Here is a 17,391-nt window from a genome sequence, read left to right as displayed (position 1 = left end):
TACTTTCGGTTCAGCGCGGTTTTGCCGGCTTTTCCATCCACTTGATGATCAGCATGGCGGGCAGAATCCACAACAGGCCGGTGAAGAAGAAATAGGCCAGATGCACCCACCACGGCGACGTGCCGAGAAGGAGCGAGGCAAAGGTGGTAGCCGCCAGCGCATAGACGATGACGAGGATGATGATCAGGACGGTGCCGATCAGTTTTCTCAGGCGTACGGGCATTCAGGTCTTTCCGGTTGGCAGATTTCGCCGGGCTTTAGGCCGCGACGGCATGCCGCAAAGGGGTAAGCCTTGTTTTGCATGCTGCTCTGGTGCAAATCAACGGCTTTGATGGACAGGTCTTCAGACAAATCGCCGCCTTCCGGCGATGCCTGTATATTTCGATAGACGGAGGCCTTGATGGCAAGCACGGATTTGGCGACGGAACAGCGTCTTATGCGCGAGATCGATACGGTCAGCCGCAACCGGACCCAGATCAGGATCTGGCTGGGTATCGTGGTGCTGGTGCTGTTCGGGCTGGTCCTTGTCGGTGGCGCGACGCGTCTGACGGAATCCGGCCTGTCGATTACCCAGTGGAAACCGATCCATGGCGTCATTCCGCCGCTCACCGCTGCCGAGTGGCAGGAGGAATTCGAGCTCTACAAGCAGATTCCGCAATATGAGCAGGTCAACAGCGACATGACCGTGGAAGGGTTCAAGACCATCTTCTGGTGGGAATGGGCGCACCGGCTGCTGGCCCGCTCGATCGGTTTGATTTTCGCGCTGCCGCTGGCCTTCTTCTGGGTACGAGGCCAGATCGAGCCGCGGTTGAAACTGCCGCTGGTCGGTATTCTGGCGCTGGGCGGGTTTCAGGGCTTTATCGGCTGGTGGATGGTATCGTCCGGTCTTGCCGACCGCACCGAGGTCAGCCAGTACCGGCTGGCCACCCATCTGATCATCGCCTGTCTGATCTTCATCTCCTGCATCTGGATCGGCAGGGGACTGGCGCCGCATGCCAATGATCCTGCACCGACGAAAAGCTCCAGAAAAATGGCTGCGATCATCGCCTGCATGGCACTGTTCCAGATCTATCTCGGCGCGCTGGTGGCGGGGCTCGATGCAGGCCTTTCCTACAACACCTGGCCGCTGATGGACGGCGCACTCGTGCCGTCAGACTTGTTCATCCAGCAGCCCGCCTGGCTCAATCTGTTTGAAAACCCGAAGACCGTGCAGTTCGTCCACCGCATCGGCGCCTATGTGCTGTTCGCCTTCGTTCTGATGCACATGATCGCTTCCCTGCGCAACGCGCCGGAGACGACGCATGCGCGGCGCTCGGTTCTGCTGTTCGTGCTGGTGACGATCCAGGCAATCATCGGCATCACCACGCTGATCCTGCAGGTGCCGGTCGGCTGGGGTGTCGCCCATCAGGGCGGCGCGCTGGTGGTGCTCGGGTTCGCCGTTGCTCACTGGCGGGCATTCATCGGCGAATATGCGCGTCCACTGGAAATCGAAATGCGCAGCTGATCAGCGCAACAGCCCGTCAAGGGCGGGCATGCCGAGAATGGCAGAAGCACCGATCAGCACGTAGCAGATGATGCGGAATGTCGACGGTTTGGCAAAGCCGAACAGGCGCGAGCCGACGTACAATCCGCCGGCATAGAGCGGCAGGATGACCAGCGTTAGCGCAAAGACCTGCTCGACGAACAGGCCGCCGACGAGATAGCTGATGGCGGTCAGCGCTGAGGAAATCGCGAAATAAAGCATGATGTTGGAGCGGATGACCAGTACGTCGCTGGCGCCGCTCAGCCAATAGGCGACGACCGGCGGGCCGCCGAGCTGTGCCGCACCGCTGAAAATCCCGGCAATGCCGCCGACGCCGGCGGTCAGCAGCGCGCGTGGCTGTCCGTGATAGCGCCAGCCGGAGATCAACAGGATAAGCAGGACAGCTGAGACGACGGTGATCGCCCAGCGCAGGATGAGCGGATCGGCAAGTGCCAAGGCCGCGGTGCCGAGCGGCACGCCGATCAGAGCGCCGGACGCCATGGTGAACACCTCGCGCCGGTTGGCGGCGCGCCACGCAGCAGGCAACATGCCGGCAGCGGCGATCGTGTCGATGACCAGAAGCACCGGCGAAATGATCTTCGGGCCAAGGATGGAACCGCCGATCGGGATCAGGATGAGGGCCGCTCCAAAGCCGGAAAAGCCGCGGGCAAGACCGGCGATGAAGGTGCAGACAAGCAGCACATTGAGCCCATGCTCCGGCAGCGCGGTGGCGACCCTTGCCAGAAGCGTCGCGAAGAAGCCGGTATCGCCCATGTCGGATCAAATGCCTTTCCGCGCGTGCGGAGCAGGGCGGCGAACGCCCTGAAGTGAGAGTGGCCTTAAGCCGACAGCATCAAATCCATGTTCTGCACCGCAGCGCCCGAGGCGCCCTTGCCGAGATTGTCGAGCAGGGCGACGAGATTGACGTGTTCGCCGCCTTCCGAGCCGAACACGAACAGTTTCATCGTATCCTTGCCGGCAAGCTCGACAGCATCGACGCGCGAAAGCTTGGCGCTGACATCGAGCGGCACGACCTCGACGATCCACTGCCCGGCATAATGGGCAACCAGTGCTGCATGGATGGTTTCCAGCGTCGTGCCGTCCTTCAGCTGATCGAGGAACAGCGGCACCTGAACGATCATGCCCTGCGGGAAGCGGCCGACGGACGGCGAGAAGATCGGAGCCCGATCGAGCATGCCATGGATCTGCATTTCCGGCACATGCTTGTGCTTGAGCGTCAGGCCGTAGAGGAAGTTCGGCGAATCGATGTGATCCGGATTGGCCGGGTCTTCCATCTGCGCGATCATCTGCTTGCCGCCGCCGGTATAGCCGGAGACGGCGTTGACCGTGATCGGGTAATTTTCCGGCAAGATACCGGCCTGGCGCAACGGTCTGATCAGGCCGATGGCGCCGGTCGGGTAGCAGCCGGGATTGGCGATCAGGCGGGCATCGCGGATTTTCGTCGCCTGCGCCGCATCCATTTCGGCAAAGCCATAGGCCCAGTCCGGCGCGATGCGATAGGCCGTCGAGGTATCGATGATGCGCACCTTGTTGTTGCCCTCAAGCATGGTGACGGCCTGCTTGGAGGCATCGTCGGGCAGGCAGAGAATGGCGACATCGGCGCTGTTCAAAAGATCTTCGCGAATGGCGGCATTGCGGCGTTCCGCTTCCGGAATGGACAGCAGCTTCACATCCGAACGGCCAGCCATGCGGGTGCGGATCTGCAGGCCCGTGGTGCCGTGTTCGCCATCGATGAAGATCTTCGGTTTCATGGTTTTATCCTGTCCTGCCAAGGGATTATCCGGTCTTGCAGAATCACTTTGGCATGCAATTGAATCAGTTTGACAACAGGGCGGAGCAGGTAACTATCCACGTCGCTCCGCCAGCTGCTCGGCATGAAGGCCGAGCATATACATCGCGATGGTGGAGCCCGCAATGGCAGTGATATCGGCATGGTCATAGGCCGGAGCCACCTCGACGACATCGGCGCCCTTGATGACCAGCGCGCCGAGCTTGCGGATTACCGACAGGATCTTTGCCGAGGACGGGCCGCCCGCAACCGGTGTTCCGGTGCCTGGCGCATAGGCGGGATCCAGGCAGTCGATATCGAAGGTGAGATAGGCTGGGCGGTCGCCGACATGATACAGGATCACATCGGCAATCTCGCCGGCGCTCATCTCCTCAAGATCGTAGCCATAGAGAATGCGGATGCCGCAATCGTCGGGCGCATGGGTGCGGATGCCGAGCTGGATCGAGCTTGCGGTATCGATCAGGCCTTCGCGCGCCGCACGTCCGACGAACGAGCCGTGGTCGATGCGGCCCTTCTCGTCGGCCCAGGTATCCTGATGGGCGTCGAACTGGACGAGAGCAAGCGGTCCGTGCACGGCGGCATGGGCGCGCAGCAGCGGCAGGGTAACGAAATGGTCGCCGCCCAGCGTCAAGAGAAATGCGCCGGTGTTCAGGATTTTTGCGGCTTCGCGCTCGATAGTCGCCGGCGTCTTGCCGTGATTGCCGTAGTCGAGCAGGCAGTCGCCATAATCGATCGTCGCCATGTCGGCAAACAGATCGCGGTCGAACGGATATTGCGGATCATTGTCGAAGATCGCGGAGGCACGGCGGATGGCCTGCGGCCCGAAGCGGGCGCCGGGACGATTGGACGTCGCGGCATCGAACGGGATGCCCCAGACGACGGCATCGACGCCCTTCAGGCTCTTGGTGTATCTGCGCCGCATGAACGACAGGATGCCGGCATGGGTCGGGTCGGTGGCGGCGCTCTTCAGCGATGTGGCGGTGATGGCGTGGTCTATCGTCTTGTTGGCCATGATCGGTTCCGTCTGTTGGGTGCCAGACGTTGGACAATCGGCGGCTGGAAGGCAAGACCCCGAGAGAACCGCAACAGGATAATCAGCCGCTCACGAGGCCTTGGCCTCGAAAGCCGAGGCAAAGTCGCCTAGCGATTTGGCCTTGTCGATCATGCCGCCGATGTCCTGCCCGACGATTGCCTCGAGATCGGCAAAGCTGTCGATGACATAGTAGATCGGCTGGACGATATCGATGCGGTAGGGGGTTCTGAGCACACTCATCAGATCGAACGGCCGGAATTCACAGGCCCTGCCGTCCATCGCGGCTTTCGCTTCGCTGGGCGACGAGACGATGCCTGCGCCAAAGCAACGGCGCCCCTGCGGCGTGTTGATCAGGCCGAATTCGACGGTGAACCAGAAGATGCGGAACAGGTGCCAGGAATAGCCCTTGCCCAGGCGGACGGCCGCTTCGCCGAACTGGCGGACGAAATTGGCATAGCTCTGATTGGTGAGCAGCGGGCAATGGCCGAAGACCTCATGGAACAGGTCCGGCTCCTCGATATAGTCGATATGCTCGCGGCGGCGCAGGAAGGTGGCGAGCGGGAACTTGCCTTGTGACAGCAATTCGTAGAAGCGCGAGGGCGGAATGAGCGCCGGCACGCCCTCGACCCCGAAGCCTGTCGTCTCATGCAGGCGGCGGCCGACATCGGTTAGCTGCGGCACCTTGTCTGGCCTCAGCCCAAGCGTTTTTACCCCATCCAAGTATTCCTGGCAGGCCATGTTGGCGAGCAGCTTCATCTGGCGCTCGTAGAGCTCGCCCCAGACGGCGTCTTCTTCAGCTGTGTAGGGATAGACCCCGTCCGGGCCGGGTAGTTTGGCGGTGTAGCTGCTTTGCTTGGTCATCGGATCGATCCTCCCAGATGCATGATTCCTCGCAATTATGCTCCCGGATTGGAGGATTTTTCTTTCTTTCGTGCTGGACATCTCCATAATCCTGGCAGGATTTTTCGGGGATTTCTAAAATTATGAAAGAATCTGGGAGTTTCCATCGCAAGCTTTTGCAGCTCGTCCAGGCCGATGGCAGTCTGTCGCTGGCGGAACTGGCCGAGAAGGCAGGCATGTCGCAGAGTTCGGCATGGCGCAAGATCCAGGAGCTGGAAGCCGACGGCGTCATCCGCAAGCGGGTGACGCTGCTCGATCCGGGAAAGCTCGATCTGAAACTCTGCGTCATCGCGCATGTGACGCTGGAGGATCATCACGAGGAGGCGGTGGCCTCGTTTGCCGCTGTGGTGCTGGAGCGGCCGGAAATCATGGAGTGTTATGCACTTTCCGGCGCCTTCGACTACATGCTGAAAATCCGGGCGAGCGACGTGGAAAGCTACGAGGCGTTCATGACGCGCTATCTGATGCGCAACCCGCATGTGCGCACGGTGGTGTCGAGCTTCGTGTTGCGGGAACTGAAGTTTTCGACGGAATTGCCTTTGTAATAACCCAAAGAAAAAGGCGGGACAAAGCCCGCCTTTTCCAAATCGAAATTTTCGAAACGATTAACGCTTCGAGAACTGGAACGAACGGCGGGCCTTGGCCTTACCGTACTTCTTACGCTCGACGACGCGGCTGTCGCGGGTCAGGAAGCCACCCTTCTTCAGAACCGTGCGCAGGCCCGGTTCGAAGTAGGTCAGGGCCTTCGAGATGCCGTGACGAACGGCACCGGCCTGGCCGGAAAGACCGCCGCCTGCAACCGTTGCGTCGATATCGAACTGACCGTCACGGGCAGCAGCGAAGATCGGCTGGCGCAGGATCATCTGCAGAACCGGACGTGCGAAGTAGTGAGCAAATTCCTTGCCGTTGACGGTGATCTTGCCGGAGCCCGGCTTGACCCAGACGCGGGCAACGGCGTTCTTGCGCTTGCCGGTCGCATAGGAGCGGCCCTGGGCGTCGACCTTGCGGACATGAACCGGAGCCGAAGCTGTTGCTTCAGTCGCCGTGCCGAGGTCTTTCAGAGAAGAGAGATCAGCCACGATTAGGCGCTCCTTGTGTTCTTGCTGTTCAGCGCTGCGACGTCGAGCGTCACCGGCTGCTGTGCTTCATGCGGATGATTTGTACCGGCGTATACGCGCAGGTTCTTCATCTGGCGACGGCCAAGCGGGCCACGGGGAACCATGCGCTCGACAGCCTTTTCGAGAACGCGCTCCGGGAAGCGGCCTTCGATGATCTGGCGCGCGGTGCGCTCCTTGATGCCGCCCGGGTAACCGGTGTGCCAGTAGTACTTCTTGTCGGTGTACTTCTTGCCGGTCAGGACAGCCTTCTCAGCGTTGATCACGATGACATTGTCACCATCGTCAACGTGGGGCGTGTAGGTGACTTTATTCTTGCCGCGCAGGATGTTGGCGATAATGGAAGCGACGCGACCAACAACGAGGCCTTCGGCGTCGATGAGGATCCACTTCTTCTCCACCTCTGCAGGCTTCTGAACGAAGGTTGACATGTTAAACTCTTTCGTTTGAACCCGATGCGTTGCCGCCGGGCGTTTCTTGTTGCTTGAATTTGGCAGGCATTCCGTCAGCCAAAAATGAAAGCGGCCCCAAGGGACCGCGATCTGGTGCGGCTTATACGCAAAGGATGAAATGCGGTCAAGATTGCCGATTTGGCCAGTTCGAAAAAATACCTTTATAAAACATGTGGTTAGGTATGGGGTATTTTGATACCACAAATTATCTGGGCGGAATCGAATAGGTCGCGGTCGCATGGGCAACCAGCTCATCACTATTAAGCTCTGAAATCGCCGCATCGAGCACGGCCAGCCGTTTGCCGAGCTTGAGGATTCGGCAGGTGCATTGCAGCGGCCCGAGCCGGGGCTTTCTAAGAAAATTGATGTTGAGATTCGTAGTGACCGCAAGCGCCACCGGGCCGATATGGGCAAGAAGGGTGATGTAGGCGGTGACATCGGCGAGCGCGAAAAGCGTTGGTCCGGAGACTGTGCCGCCGGGGCGCAGGTGCTTTTCCTGCGGATCGAGCCGCATCGTCGCGAAGCCCGGGCCGGTGGCGATCACCTCGAAGATCTTGCCGTCGGTATGTACCTCGGAAAAATCCGTTTCGAGGAAACGGTTGAGATCGGCGACGGTGAGGATCGGTTCCAAAGGCATGGTTCACTCCCAGAATTGAAGCGTTTTAGAACCCGGCGTGTGGCTCAAGCAAGCCGGACGAAAGTCCTATCGGTTTCACGGCAGCTTGAAACGCTGCTTGGGGCAGCGTACCAAACGCTGATCCCGGCAAGCCGGACGAAAGATCAGAAAGAGGAGAAGAGAGATGGCGGATATCGTTGCCCTGCACAAGGAAGAACCCCGTGGCCCGCTGCTGCGCGAGGTCTCCGGCAATGTGCTGCGCCTGACGCTCAACAATCCTCCGGCCAACGTGCTGTCGATTGCAATGATGGAAGCGCTGACCGCAGAACTGGACGCGGTTGCTCAATCCGAAGACATCCGGGTTGTCATTCTGGCGGCGTCCGGTTCGCTGTTCAGTGCTGGCCACGATCTGAAAGAGTTGACGTCGCATCGCACCGACGAAGACGCGGGCAGGGCCTTCTTTGAAACGTCGCTGCGGCGCTGCGCCGATCTGATGCTGAAGATCAACCATCTGCCACAGCCGGTGATCGCCGAAATCGACGGCCTGGCAACGGCAGCCGGTTGCCAGCTGGTCGCAAGCTGCGATCTGGCGATCTGCACGGACAGCTCGACCTTCTGCACGCCTGGCGTCAATATCGGCCTGTTCTGCTCGACGCCGATGGTTGCGGTCTCGCGTGCCGCCCATCCCAAGCAGGCAATGGAAATGCTTTTGACCGGCGAAACCATCGACGCCTCCACCGCCAAGGACTTCGGCCTCGTCAACCGCATCGTGCCGAAACAATATCTGCAGCAGGTCGTCAACAAATACGCCGCCGTCATCGCTTCGAAGTCGCCGCAGGCGCTCAGAATCGGCAAGCGGGCGTTTTATCAGCAGGCCGAGATGAGCATCACCGAGGCCTATGATTTTGCCACAGGGGTGATGGTGGACAATATGCTGAAGTCGGATGCCAAGGAGGGGATCGACGCGGTTCTCGGCAAGCGGACGCCGGAGTGGTCGAAAGAGTAACGCGGAGCGTTGTACGATAGACATGCATCGCGACGCGTAGTATGTTTGTCGGATGATCAAATCGATCGCCAACAGCGCGACGCGGCAATTTGCCGAGAGTGGAAAATCAAAGTTTTCCGGCTTGGATGCCGACAAGGCAAAAATGCGGTTGGTAATGCTGCAGAATGCCCGGTCTCTTGATGATCTGGCTCCCTTGAGATCGGTTGGCCTGCATAAGTTGTCTGGCGATCGAAAAAACCAATGGGCCATGACCATCAATGGACCTTGGCGGCTGTGTTTTCGATTTGAAGACGGGCATGCTTATGACGTTGAAATCGTGGATTACCATTGAAGGAGACTGGCATGTTTGAGGTTCACCCGGGCGCAATGCTCAGGGAAGAATTGGATGCGCGCAGCATGACGGGCAACGCGTTGGCACTCGCGTTACGCATAAACTCCGGACGTATTTCCGAGATTCTGACAGGAAAACGTGCAATTTCCGCCGATACCGCTTTGAGGCTCGGTCAGTTCTTTGGAAATGATCCTCAGTTCTGGCTCGGACTTCAGGCCACTTATGATCTCGCGGTCGCATCGCGGCAAAACGGTGATCGGATCAAGGCCGAAGTTCTTCCCGCAAAATCTGCCGCCTGAAGTTGGCGTCGCTCAAGCCAGCTTCAGCATCAGTGCCCCGAGCGCGATCAGGCAAGCGGCGGTGATGCGGAAGATGCTGACGCGTTCCTTCAGGAAGACGATGGATATGACGATGGCAAAAAGGATCGATGTTTCGCGCAGCGCCGCGACCGTTGCGACCGGTGCCTTGGTCATCGCCCAGAGCGCCAGGCCATAGGCGCCGATCGAGCCGCCGCCGCCGATCAGCCCGCGCCACCATTGATGGCGGACATGGAAGAGCACCGGCGCAAAGCCGCGCTTGGCAAAAGCCCACGAAAAAAGCAGCACCGGCGGCAAAAGCGCCATCCACAGCGTGTAGGAGATCGGGTTGAGTGCCACCCGGGCACCGATCCCGTCGACATAGGTATAGCTGGCGATCACCACGGCATTGGCAAGCGCCAGCAGAATGGCACGCGTGCCGCCCTTGCGCGCCTCAAACGCCAGGGTCAGCACGCCCGTCGAGATCGTCAGCACGCCGGCGATCGCGCCGCTGGAAAGATTTTCGCCGATGATCGCGCCGCTTGTCGCCGCCACCAGCAAGGGAGCGACGCCGCGCATCAGCGGATAGACAAGGCCGATATCACCGGCGCGGTAGGCTGCGGCGACAAGCTGGAAATAGGCGAACTGAAACAGCGCGGAGACCAGGATGAACGGCCAGGCATCCGGATGCGGCAAGGGCATGAAGGGCAGGAAGGGAAGAGCGACGACGGCTGCACCCAGCGCGATCATCGCGGCGTCAAGCGATTTGTCCGTCCCCGCCTTGACCAGTGCATTCCAGGTCGCATGCAGAAGCGCTCCGAACAGAACGAGAGCGATGACGTCGAGAGGCACGGGAAACCTTCAGGAATGCGAGAAGACGGAGGATGGAAGGGAAGACACGATGATCGAGTTTTGCGGCGGTGACTGGCGAAAAGCAATGCGATTTTGACAGAAGGCCAGATTTGGTCACCCAAAGCCTGTTGTCCTCCGCGAATTTACAGGCAAACCCGAACGTGATCGGTTGACAGGTAGGAGTGCTGTCTCAATTATCGGCGCAAAGATTGCAGAGCGCGGAATTCGACGATGAATCATGACGTGTATCCGGACTATTATCTGACCGATATTCTGCGCTCGACGAAAACCATTGCTCTGGTTGGCGCATCGCCCAATGCCGAGCGTCCGAGCCATCGCGTCATGGCGTTCCTGCTGCGCAAGGGTTATACGGTTTTCCCGGTCAATCCGGGCCAGGCCGGCAAGGAGATCCACGGTCAAAAGGTCTATGCCACGCTTGCCGATATTCCCGAGCCGATCGACATGGTCGATGTTTTCCGCGCCGCAAATGCGCTGCCCGCTCTTGTCGATGAAATCCTTGACTTGAAAAACCGGCCCAAATTCATCTGGGCGCAACTGGCTGTGCGCGACGACCAAGCTGCGGCAAAGGCTGAGGAAAATGGCATTCAGGTGGTGATGGACCGCTGTCCGGCGATCGAATACCCGCGGTTGGTCGGCTGATTGTCCCGGTCCGCTGGCGCCGTTTTGGAATTCCTTGCTCGTCCGCCGTGCAAATCAGGCAAAACAGTCTTTGACCGCACGGTATTGCCTCTGAAATAGTGCGCCGAACTTGATCAAGGGAGGACATATCCATGACGAACAAACCCGGTTTCAACACGCTTGCGATCCACGCCGGTGCAGCACCGGACCCGACCACGGGCGCGCGGGCAACGCCGATCTACCAGACAACCAGCTTCGTCTTCAACGACACCGATCATGCCGCCTCGCTGTTTGGCCTGCAGGCATTCGGCAATATCTACACCCGAATCATGAACCCGACCCAGGCGGTGCTGGAAGAGCGCGTTGCAGCGCTTGAAGGCGGCACGGCAGCGCTCGCTGTCGCCTCCGGCCATGCGGCGCAGCTTCTGGTGTTCCATGCGATCATGAGCCCTGGCGACAATTTCCTGGCGGCCCGGCAGCTCTATGGCGGCTCGGTCAACCAGTTCGGCAACGCCTTCAAGTCGTTCGACTGGCAGGTTCGCTGGGTGGATACCAACGATATCGCCTCCTTCGAAAGCCAGATCGACGACCGCACCAAGGCGATCTTCATCGAGAGCCTTGCCAACCCGGGTGGCACTTTCGTCGATATCGCCGCGATTTCCGCCGTCGCCAAGAAACATGGCCTGCCGCTGATCGTCGATAACACGATGGCCACACCCTACCTGATCCAGCCGATCGAGCACGGTGCCGATATCATCGTGCATTCGCTGACCAAGTTCATGGGTGGCCATGGCAATTCGATGGGCGGCGTCATCGTCGATGGCGGCACGTTCGACTGGTCGAAGTCCGGCAAGTATCCGATCCTGTCGGAGCCGCGCCCGGAATATGCCGGCATGGTACTGCATGCGACCTTCGGCAATTTCGCCTTCGCCATCGCCTGCCGGGTGCTGGGCCTGCGCGATTTCGGCCCGGCGATCTCGCCGTTCAACGCTTTCCTGCTCCTGACCGGCATCGAGACGCTGCCGCTTCGGATGCAGCGCCATTGCGACAACGCGCTTGCCGTCGCTAAGTGGCTCAGCAGCCATGACAAGGTTGCCTGGGTGAAGTATGCGGGTCTTGAGAGCGACGCCAACCATGCGCTGCAGCAGAGATATTCCAAGCGCGGCGCAGGTGCCGTCTTCACCTTCGGTCTGAAGGACGGTTACGAGGCCGGAAAGCGTTTCGTCGAGGGCCTCGAAATGGTTTCGCATCTGGCCAACATCGGCGACACCCGCTCGCTGGTCATTCACCCGGCCTCGACCACGCACCGGCAGTTGACGCCGGAACAGCAGACGGCAGCCGGCGCTGGTCCGGAAGTCGTGCGCCTGTCGGTCGGCATAGAGGATGTCGCCGACATCATCGCCGATCTCGAACAGTCGCTGGCGAAAGCCTGATCCATCCGGAGATGGCCGGTTCGCCGGCCATCTCTTTTTCGTTGCGGAGCATTTCATGACCCACGCGCTGATTTTCGATCCGACGTCTCTCGAGCCCGAAGCGGGCGCCCCCGCTCCAGACAGGCTGATCTCCGGCGCGCCAAAATTCCGCACCTGGAATTTCGAGGAAGCCGAAGGGGGCATCTATGCCGGCATCTGGGAGGCGACGCCCGGCAAATGGCGGATCGTCTATGACGAATGGGAGTATTTCCACATCCTGTCCGGCGTTTCCATCGTCACCGAAGACGGCGGTGCCGAAACCCATCTGAAGGCTGGCGACAGCATGATCCTCAGACCCGGCTTCAAGGGAACCTGGGAAGTGATTGAAACGACTCGCAAGGACTATGTCATTCGGATCTAGCCTTCCTATATCCGATGGGCGTACCCAAAGATGGCATGCGCTGTCTTTTCCATCGTTAGGAGAAATCCAATGTCTCAAGCCGATAAGCCCGTCTGGTTCATCACCGGCTGTTCGACCGGTTTCGGCCGGGAACTTGCGCAGCAAACGCTATCGCTGGGCTATCCGACCGTCGTCACTGCCCGCAATCCGGCGCAGGTCGAAGACCTCGTCAAGGGCAACGAAGACAAGGCTCTGGGCTTGCAGCTCGACGTCACCAAGCCCGAAGAGGTCGAAGCCGCCGTCAAGGCAGCCCTTGCCCGTTTCGGACGCATCGACGTGCTCGTCAACAATGCCGGCATCGGCTATTTCGGCTCGGTCGAGGAAAGCGAGTTGGACGAAGTCCGCCGCATGTTCGAAATCAACGTCTGGGGCCTCGCCGCGATGACTAGGGCGGTCTTGCCTGCGATGCGCAAGCAGCGTTCAGGCACCGTCGTCAACATATCGTCGATCGGCGGCATTCGCGGCGGACCCGCAGTCGGCTTCTACAACGCCACCAAGTTCGCCGTCGAAGGCCTGTCGGAGGCGTTGTCTCTGGAGACCGCGCCGCTCGGCATCAAGGTTCTTCTGGTCGAGCCCAGCGGTTTTCGAACCGATTGGGCGGGACGCTCGGCCAACGAGGCGCCGCAGACGATCGACGACTACCGCGAGACGGCGGGCAAGAACGCCTCGGTTATCCGCGAACGCAGTGGCAAGCAGGCGGGCGATCCGGAACGCGCCGTCCAGGCCATCATCAAGGCGGTAGAAGCCGAAGATCCGCCGCTGCGCCTGCTTTTGGGCAAGGCGGCGCTGGCCGGCGGCCGGGCCAAGATCGAGACGCTGCGCCGCGATTTCGAAGCCTGGGCCGATGTAACGGAAGGGGCTGATTTTCCGGAGTAAAAGGTGATCTGGCGCGGCGTGAGAGCCGCGCCGCTTTCTCTACCATGCTAGGTCCAGCCGCTCCAGTCCGTGGAAGTGATAGCTGTCCTTGACCTGTGGTTCGGCCGCGAGCCTCAGACCCGGCAGCCGCTCGAACAGGATCGGCAGCGACAGTTTCAGCTCCAGCCGTGCAAGCGGTGCGCCGATACAGAAATGCACGCCGGCGCCGAAGGAGACATGGGCGCCTTCGTTTCTCTCGGGGCGGAAGCTCAAGGGATCGGAGAATTTCTTCGGATCGACATTGGCAGCGCCAAGCAGAAGACCGATCTTGTTACCCTTTTTCAGGCTGATGCCGTCGTCGAGTTCGATGTCGGAGAGCGCGTATCGCTGGAAAATGTGCAGAGGTGCAGCATAGCGCATCGTTTCTTCGATGATCCGTTCGGTGGCCGTGTCGCTGGAAAACACGTCTTTTACCGATGTGCCGGTCTCAAGCAGGGTGCGCACGGCGTTGCCGAGCTGATGCACGGTAGCTTCATGTCCCGCATTGAGCAGAAGCACTGCCGTCGAGATCAACTCGTCGTCGGACAGCCGCTCGCCGTCCTTTTCGGTGGTGATCATATGGGTCAAAAGATCGTCGGCAGGATTTTGGCGCTTCCAGTCGATGATGCCCTTCAGGTAATCGGCGAACTCGGCCGAGGCCCGGTTGGCATCGTGTTCGGTCTCCAGCGACGGATTGAACACATACATCTTCACCATGCGGTGCGACCAGTCCAGCAGTTTTGGCGCCATATCCAGCGGCACGCCGAGCATGCGCGCGATCACCGTGACGGGAACGATTTCGGCATAGGTCTTCAGAAGCTCGACCTGGCCTTCTTTCTCGAAACCGTCGATCAGGGAATGGGAGAGGGCGGCGATCTCGGGCTTCAGCTGTTCGATCTGGCGCGAGACGAACGCGCGGTTGACCAGCGTGCGCAACCGGGTATGCGCCGGCGGCTCGAGCTCGAGCAGCGAATGGGCCTCCAGCCGGTCGAAATCCGCCAGATGCAGCTTGGGCTCCGGCAAGTTCAGCTCCTCGCGGGTCGCCACATGCAGGATCTGCCGGCCAAAGCGGCGATCGCGCAGCAGGCTGTTCACCTGGTCATAGCCGGCAAAATACCATTGCTGCTGCTCTTCCCAAAAGAACGACGGACATTGCGCATGTAGGGCGGCGTAGGTGGCGAGCGGGTTTTTGTAAAAGCTGGGATCGCGAACGTCGATGCTGGCGGTGCGGGTCGAAGGCGTGATGGAAATGGCTGATGGCGCGGGCATTTTGCATTCTCACTCGATGAAATGGCGGACTACGCCGCGATTTATGGTCAGTACAGCGCGCCCGACAAGGAAATTGTCTTGCCGCTAGCAGATTTTCCTACCCCGTAAAATCGTCGCTCAGGTCACGAAAAACATGCTTATGCCGGATACTGTCTTGCCTTGCGGTGGGACATGTCTATGTCATGGATGATGAACGGCAACGACCAGAGAGAGACTATGGCATCGTCGCATACCAGCCTGTCAAAGGGCATTCTGGCCGCCATCCGCGGAAAGCGCGTGTCGCTGGCGGGCAGAGATCCGGCAGGCGAACGGGGCGACACGGTGATTGCCTCCTATAACATCCACAAATGCGTCGGCACCGACAAGCGCTTCGACCCCGGCCGCACCACCGACGTGATCAGCGAGATCGGCGCCGACATCATCGCGCTGCAGGAGGCAGACCAGCGGTTTGGCGAACGGGCAGGGTTGCTCGATCTTGAACGGCTGCATCGCGACTGTCACCTGATCGCGGTGCCGATCGCCGCCTTCTCCGCCAAGGGGCATGGCTGGCACGGCAATGTGCTTCTGCTGCGCGAAGGCGCCGTCGCCAAGGTTCATCAATTGAAGTTGCCCGGTGTCGAGCCGCGCGGCGCGCTGGTCGTCGATCTCGATTTGAAGGCCGGTCCGCTGCGCATCATTGCCGCGCATTTCGGTCTGCTCAGGCATTCGCGCGCCCGCCAGGCGGAAGCGATCATCGCCGCCATCAGCGAGGCGGAAGAGCGGCCGACGCTGTTGATCGGCGATTTGAACGAGTGGCGCATGGGACGCCGCTCGGCGCTGAGTTCGCTCAGCCCCATCTTTGATCACGCAGCAACGGCGGTGCCGAGTTTCCCCTCGCGCTTTCCGCTTCTGGCGCTCGACCGGGTGATGGGCAGCCCGCACAATCTGGTCACCGCGGTGGAGGTACACAATACACCGCTTTCCCGCGTCGCTTCCGATCACCTGCCGATCAAGGCTTATATCGATCTCAAGGCCGCAGTTGGCGAGGGAAACCCGATCGAATCGGTTTCCGCCGCTCAATCATGACCAACAGGCCGTCATAGCATGCGTGCCCATATCGTCGCTCTGTCCGCTTCCGTGTTCGGCCTTCTGGCTTTGGTTGCCGTCTACACCTATGGCCGCTTCGGACGCCACCTTCAGGGCCCGGAATCGGCCGCCCTGCAGCCGCAGGCTGGCCAGACGCAAATCGACCGGCTGGCCGCGCCGCTTTTGGACGAGCACGCCGGCCTCAACGGAATTTCGCTGATCTCCGATAATATGGTTGCTTTCGCGTTGAGAGCCCTATCGGCGCGCAGGGCTGGCCGCAGCCTCGATCTGCAATATTATTACTGGAAGAACGACCTGACCGGACGGATGCTGATACGCGAAGTGCTGGCGGCAGCCGATCGCGGTGTGCGGGTGCGGCTTCTCCTCGACGATATCAATGCCGGCCTGCACGACCGCATGTGCCTGGCGCTGGATGGTCATGAAAATATCGAGGTCCGGCTGTTCAATCCAAGCCGCGCACGTACCGATCGGTTGAAGCGCGGGCTGGAAATGATGATGCGGCCCTTCCGCGCCACGCGGCGGATGCACAACAAGCAATGGATCGCCGACGGCCGTCTGGTGATCGCCGGTGGCCGCAATATCGGCGACGCCTATTTCGATGCGGATGAGCAGTCGAATTTTCGCGATCTCGATGTCTGGATGCTGGGCCCTGTCGCCGACGATGCCGCAGTGGTCTTCGATCGCTACTGGAACAGCTCTGTCGTGGTGCCGATCGGCTTGCTGCGCACGCCGCGCGCCCATTACCTGCCGGCTTTCAGGGCAAAGCTTGAGACCGTCGCGGCAACGCCGGGCGGCCGGGATTATCTGGCCCATGTCAATACGATGATACCGGACGGCGCCTTGTTGCCCGCCAAGACGATGTTGCATTGGACAAGCGCAGCCATGCTGGTATCGGATCCGCCGGAAAAGGCATTTCTGCAGAAGCGCAACAATTGGGTCATGCGCGAACTGATGCCGGCCCTGACATCGGCGCAGCACGGTGTCCGGGTGATTTCCCCCTATTTCATCCCCGGTGCGCAAGGGATTGCGGAAATCACCCGGCTGGTTCAGCGGCAGGTCAAGGTCGAGGTGCTGACCAATTCGCTGGCCGCCACGGACGTCGCTGCCGTCCATGGCGCCTATGCCAACTACCGCAAGGCGCTGCTCAGGGGCGGGGCGGTCCTGTTCGAACTGAAGGCAACGCACGAAATCGGCGATCCGCAGCGGATGTCGCTGTTCGGTTCGCGCGGCGCCAGTCTGCACACCAAGGCTTTCACCGTCGATGGAAAAACCGGCTTTGTCGGCTCGATGAATTTCGATCCCCGCTCGGCGTCTCTGAACACGGAAATGGGCGTGCTCTTCACCCATCCGGCGCTGGTGCGGGAGGTCGAGGCGATTTTCGATGCGGAAACCAGCCCGGACAACAGCTTCCGCCTGTCGCTCGAAAAGGGACGCCTGCGCTGGCACGACCGTGAGGGCGATGGCGTGCGCGTCCTTCGCCGCGAACCGGAAGCCGGTTTCTGGCGGCGGCTGACGGCCGGGATCATCCGTATTCTGCCGATCGAATCGCAACTTTGATCCGCATTTACCGATTTTTCACTCCGAATGCGCCAAAGCCTGTGTGGAAAAGCGGAAATCGCGGTTTGCACCTATCCTGACCGTTAGAACTCGCTAAACGATCCTGCGGACGCTACGGTGGCAACGTTCCGGTCCGGGACG

At 60.4% G+C, this 17,391-nt stretch carries 21 protein-coding genes; 11 read left to right on the top strand and 10 right to left on the bottom strand.

Annotation, left to right across the window (positions count from 1 at the left end):
- Positions 1-10 precede the first annotated feature (10 nt).
- Positions 11-223 (bottom strand): DUF2842 domain-containing protein, encoded by a 213-nt coding sequence (locus ACP7BS_RS22780; RefSeq protein ID WP_060641252.1) that lies wholly within the window; start codon positions 221-223, stop codon positions 11-13.
- A gap of 177 nt (positions 224-400) precedes the next feature.
- Here ACP7BS_RS22780 and ACP7BS_RS22775 point away from each other — a divergent pair, with 177 nt between their 5' ends.
- Positions 401-1,504, top strand: a complete 1,104-nt coding sequence (locus ACP7BS_RS22775) for a COX15/CtaA family protein (protein ID WP_426239916.1) — start codon at positions 401-403, stop codon at positions 1,502-1,504.
- Here the strand turns inward: ACP7BS_RS22775 and ACP7BS_RS22770 are convergent, their stop codons facing one another.
- From ACP7BS_RS22770 to ACP7BS_RS22755, 4 genes are all read right to left on the bottom strand, one after another.
- Positions 1,505-2,296, bottom strand: coding sequence for a sulfite exporter TauE/SafE family protein (locus ACP7BS_RS22770; RefSeq protein ID WP_426239915.1), 792 nt, complete (start codon positions 2,294-2,296; stop codon positions 1,505-1,507).
- 65 nt (positions 2,297-2,361) lie between these two features.
- On the bottom strand, positions 2,362-3,294 hold the full coding sequence (argC, locus tag ACP7BS_RS22765; protein ID WP_426239913.1) for an N-acetyl-gamma-glutamyl-phosphate reductase: 933 nt from the start codon (positions 3,292-3,294) through the stop codon (positions 2,362-2,364).
- A gap of 93 nt (positions 3,295-3,387) precedes the next feature.
- Positions 3,388-4,344: an agmatinase gene (speB, locus tag ACP7BS_RS22760; RefSeq protein WP_426239912.1), complete on the bottom strand. Its 957-nt coding sequence runs from the start codon at positions 4,342-4,344 to the stop codon at positions 3,388-3,390.
- Between the two features lie 90 nt (positions 4,345-4,434).
- A complete protein-coding gene (locus ACP7BS_RS22755) occupies positions 4,435-5,226 on the bottom strand; it encodes a phenylalanine 4-monooxygenase (protein ID WP_426239911.1) in 792 nt (263 codons plus the stop codon).
- A gap of 122 nt (positions 5,227-5,348) precedes the next feature.
- Here ACP7BS_RS22755 and ACP7BS_RS22750 point away from each other — a divergent pair, with 122 nt between their 5' ends.
- Positions 5,349-5,810 (top strand): Lrp/AsnC family transcriptional regulator, encoded by a 462-nt coding sequence (locus tag ACP7BS_RS22750; protein WP_426229968.1) that lies wholly within the window; start codon positions 5,349-5,351, stop codon positions 5,808-5,810.
- A 60-nt stretch (positions 5,811-5,870) separates the two neighbouring features.
- Here the strand turns inward: ACP7BS_RS22750 and rpsI are convergent, their stop codons facing one another.
- From rpsI to ACP7BS_RS22735, 3 genes are all read right to left on the bottom strand, one after another.
- Positions 5,871-6,344 carry a 30S ribosomal protein S9 gene (gene rpsI / locus ACP7BS_RS22745; protein ID WP_426229969.1) on the bottom strand — a complete coding sequence of 158 codons (474 nt, stop codon included), beginning with the start codon at positions 6,342-6,344 and terminating at the stop codon, positions 5,871-5,873.
- Positions 6,345-6,346: 2 nt separating this feature from the next.
- A complete protein-coding gene (gene rplM, locus ACP7BS_RS22740) occupies positions 6,347-6,811 on the bottom strand; it encodes a 50S ribosomal protein L13 (protein WP_060641245.1) in 465 nt (154 codons plus the stop codon).
- A gap of 226 nt (positions 6,812-7,037) precedes the next feature.
- Positions 7,038-7,469 (bottom strand): PaaI family thioesterase, encoded by a 432-nt coding sequence (locus ACP7BS_RS22735; RefSeq protein ID WP_426239910.1) that lies wholly within the window; start codon positions 7,467-7,469, stop codon positions 7,038-7,040.
- A 163-nt stretch (positions 7,470-7,632) separates the two neighbouring features.
- On the opposite strand from ACP7BS_RS22735, the gene ACP7BS_RS22730 reads away from it, so the two are divergent.
- Genes ACP7BS_RS22730 through ACP7BS_RS22720 form a run of 3 tightly spaced genes read left to right on the top strand, consistent with a single transcriptional unit; the run spans position 7,633 to position 9,084 of the window.
- Positions 7,633-8,454, top strand: coding sequence for an enoyl-CoA hydratase (locus ACP7BS_RS22730; RefSeq protein ID WP_426239909.1), 822 nt, complete (start codon positions 7,633-7,635; stop codon positions 8,452-8,454).
- Positions 8,455-8,506: 52 nt separating this feature from the next.
- Positions 8,507-8,785 carry a type II toxin-antitoxin system RelE/ParE family toxin gene (locus ACP7BS_RS22725; protein WP_426239908.1) on the top strand — a complete coding sequence of 93 codons (279 nt, stop codon included), beginning with the start codon at positions 8,507-8,509 and terminating at the stop codon, positions 8,783-8,785.
- A gap of 11 nt (positions 8,786-8,796) precedes the next feature.
- Positions 8,797-9,084 carry a HigA family addiction module antitoxin gene (locus ACP7BS_RS22720; RefSeq protein ID WP_060641242.1) on the top strand — a complete coding sequence of 96 codons (288 nt, stop codon included), beginning with the start codon at positions 8,797-8,799 and terminating at the stop codon, positions 9,082-9,084.
- 12 nt (positions 9,085-9,096) lie between these two features.
- Here ACP7BS_RS22720 and ACP7BS_RS22715 read toward each other — a convergent pair whose 3' ends face one another.
- Positions 9,097-9,933: an EamA family transporter gene (locus ACP7BS_RS22715; RefSeq protein WP_426239907.1), complete on the bottom strand. Its 837-nt coding sequence runs from the start codon at positions 9,931-9,933 to the stop codon at positions 9,097-9,099.
- Between the two features lie 231 nt (positions 9,934-10,164).
- Between ACP7BS_RS22715 and ACP7BS_RS22710 the strand changes: the two genes are divergently transcribed.
- The 4 genes from ACP7BS_RS22710 to ACP7BS_RS22695 all read left to right on the top strand — a co-directional run bounded on the left by ACP7BS_RS22710 (position 10,165) and on the right by ACP7BS_RS22695 (position 13,320).
- Complete coding sequence (locus ACP7BS_RS22710; RefSeq protein ID WP_426239906.1) at positions 10,165-10,593, top strand: CoA-binding protein; 429 nt, start codon at positions 10,165-10,167, stop codon at positions 10,591-10,593.
- 131 nt (positions 10,594-10,724) lie between these two features.
- Positions 10,725-12,005, top strand: coding sequence for an O-acetylhomoserine aminocarboxypropyltransferase (locus tag ACP7BS_RS22705; RefSeq protein WP_426239905.1), 1,281 nt, complete (start codon positions 10,725-10,727; stop codon positions 12,003-12,005).
- A gap of 55 nt (positions 12,006-12,060) precedes the next feature.
- Positions 12,061-12,405 (top strand): cupin domain-containing protein, encoded by a 345-nt coding sequence (locus ACP7BS_RS22700; RefSeq protein WP_426239904.1) that lies wholly within the window; start codon positions 12,061-12,063, stop codon positions 12,403-12,405.
- A 69-nt stretch (positions 12,406-12,474) separates the two neighbouring features.
- On the top strand, positions 12,475-13,320 hold the full coding sequence (locus ACP7BS_RS22695) for an oxidoreductase (RefSeq protein WP_426239903.1): 846 nt from the start codon (positions 12,475-12,477) through the stop codon (positions 13,318-13,320).
- Positions 13,321-13,359: 39 nt separating this feature from the next.
- On the opposite strand, the gene ACP7BS_RS22690 is transcribed toward ACP7BS_RS22695, so the two are convergent.
- On the bottom strand, positions 13,360-14,607 hold the full coding sequence (locus ACP7BS_RS22690) for a cytochrome P450 (RefSeq protein WP_426239902.1): 1,248 nt from the start codon (positions 14,605-14,607) through the stop codon (positions 13,360-13,362).
- A gap of 216 nt (positions 14,608-14,823) precedes the next feature.
- Here ACP7BS_RS22690 and ACP7BS_RS22685 point away from each other — a divergent pair, with 216 nt between their 5' ends.
- The gene (locus ACP7BS_RS22685; protein ID WP_426123600.1) at positions 14,824-15,672 is read left to right on the top strand and encodes an endonuclease/exonuclease/phosphatase family protein; all 849 of its coding nucleotides are present in this window, start codon (positions 14,824-14,826) and stop codon (positions 15,670-15,672) included.
- 18 nt (positions 15,673-15,690) lie between these two features.
- On the top strand, positions 15,691-17,250 hold the full coding sequence (locus tag ACP7BS_RS22680) for a phospholipase D family protein (RefSeq protein WP_426239901.1): 1,560 nt from the start codon (positions 15,691-15,693) through the stop codon (positions 17,248-17,250).
- Positions 17,251-17,391: the final 141 nt, after the last annotated feature.

Source organism: Pararhizobium sp. DWP1-1-3 (assembly GCF_049896125.1).
Taxonomy (GTDB): domain Bacteria; phylum Pseudomonadota; class Alphaproteobacteria; order Rhizobiales; family Rhizobiaceae; genus Pararhizobium.
The sequence above is the reverse complement of the archived record's forward strand: the minus strand, read 5'-3'. Positions and strand labels throughout refer to the sequence as shown.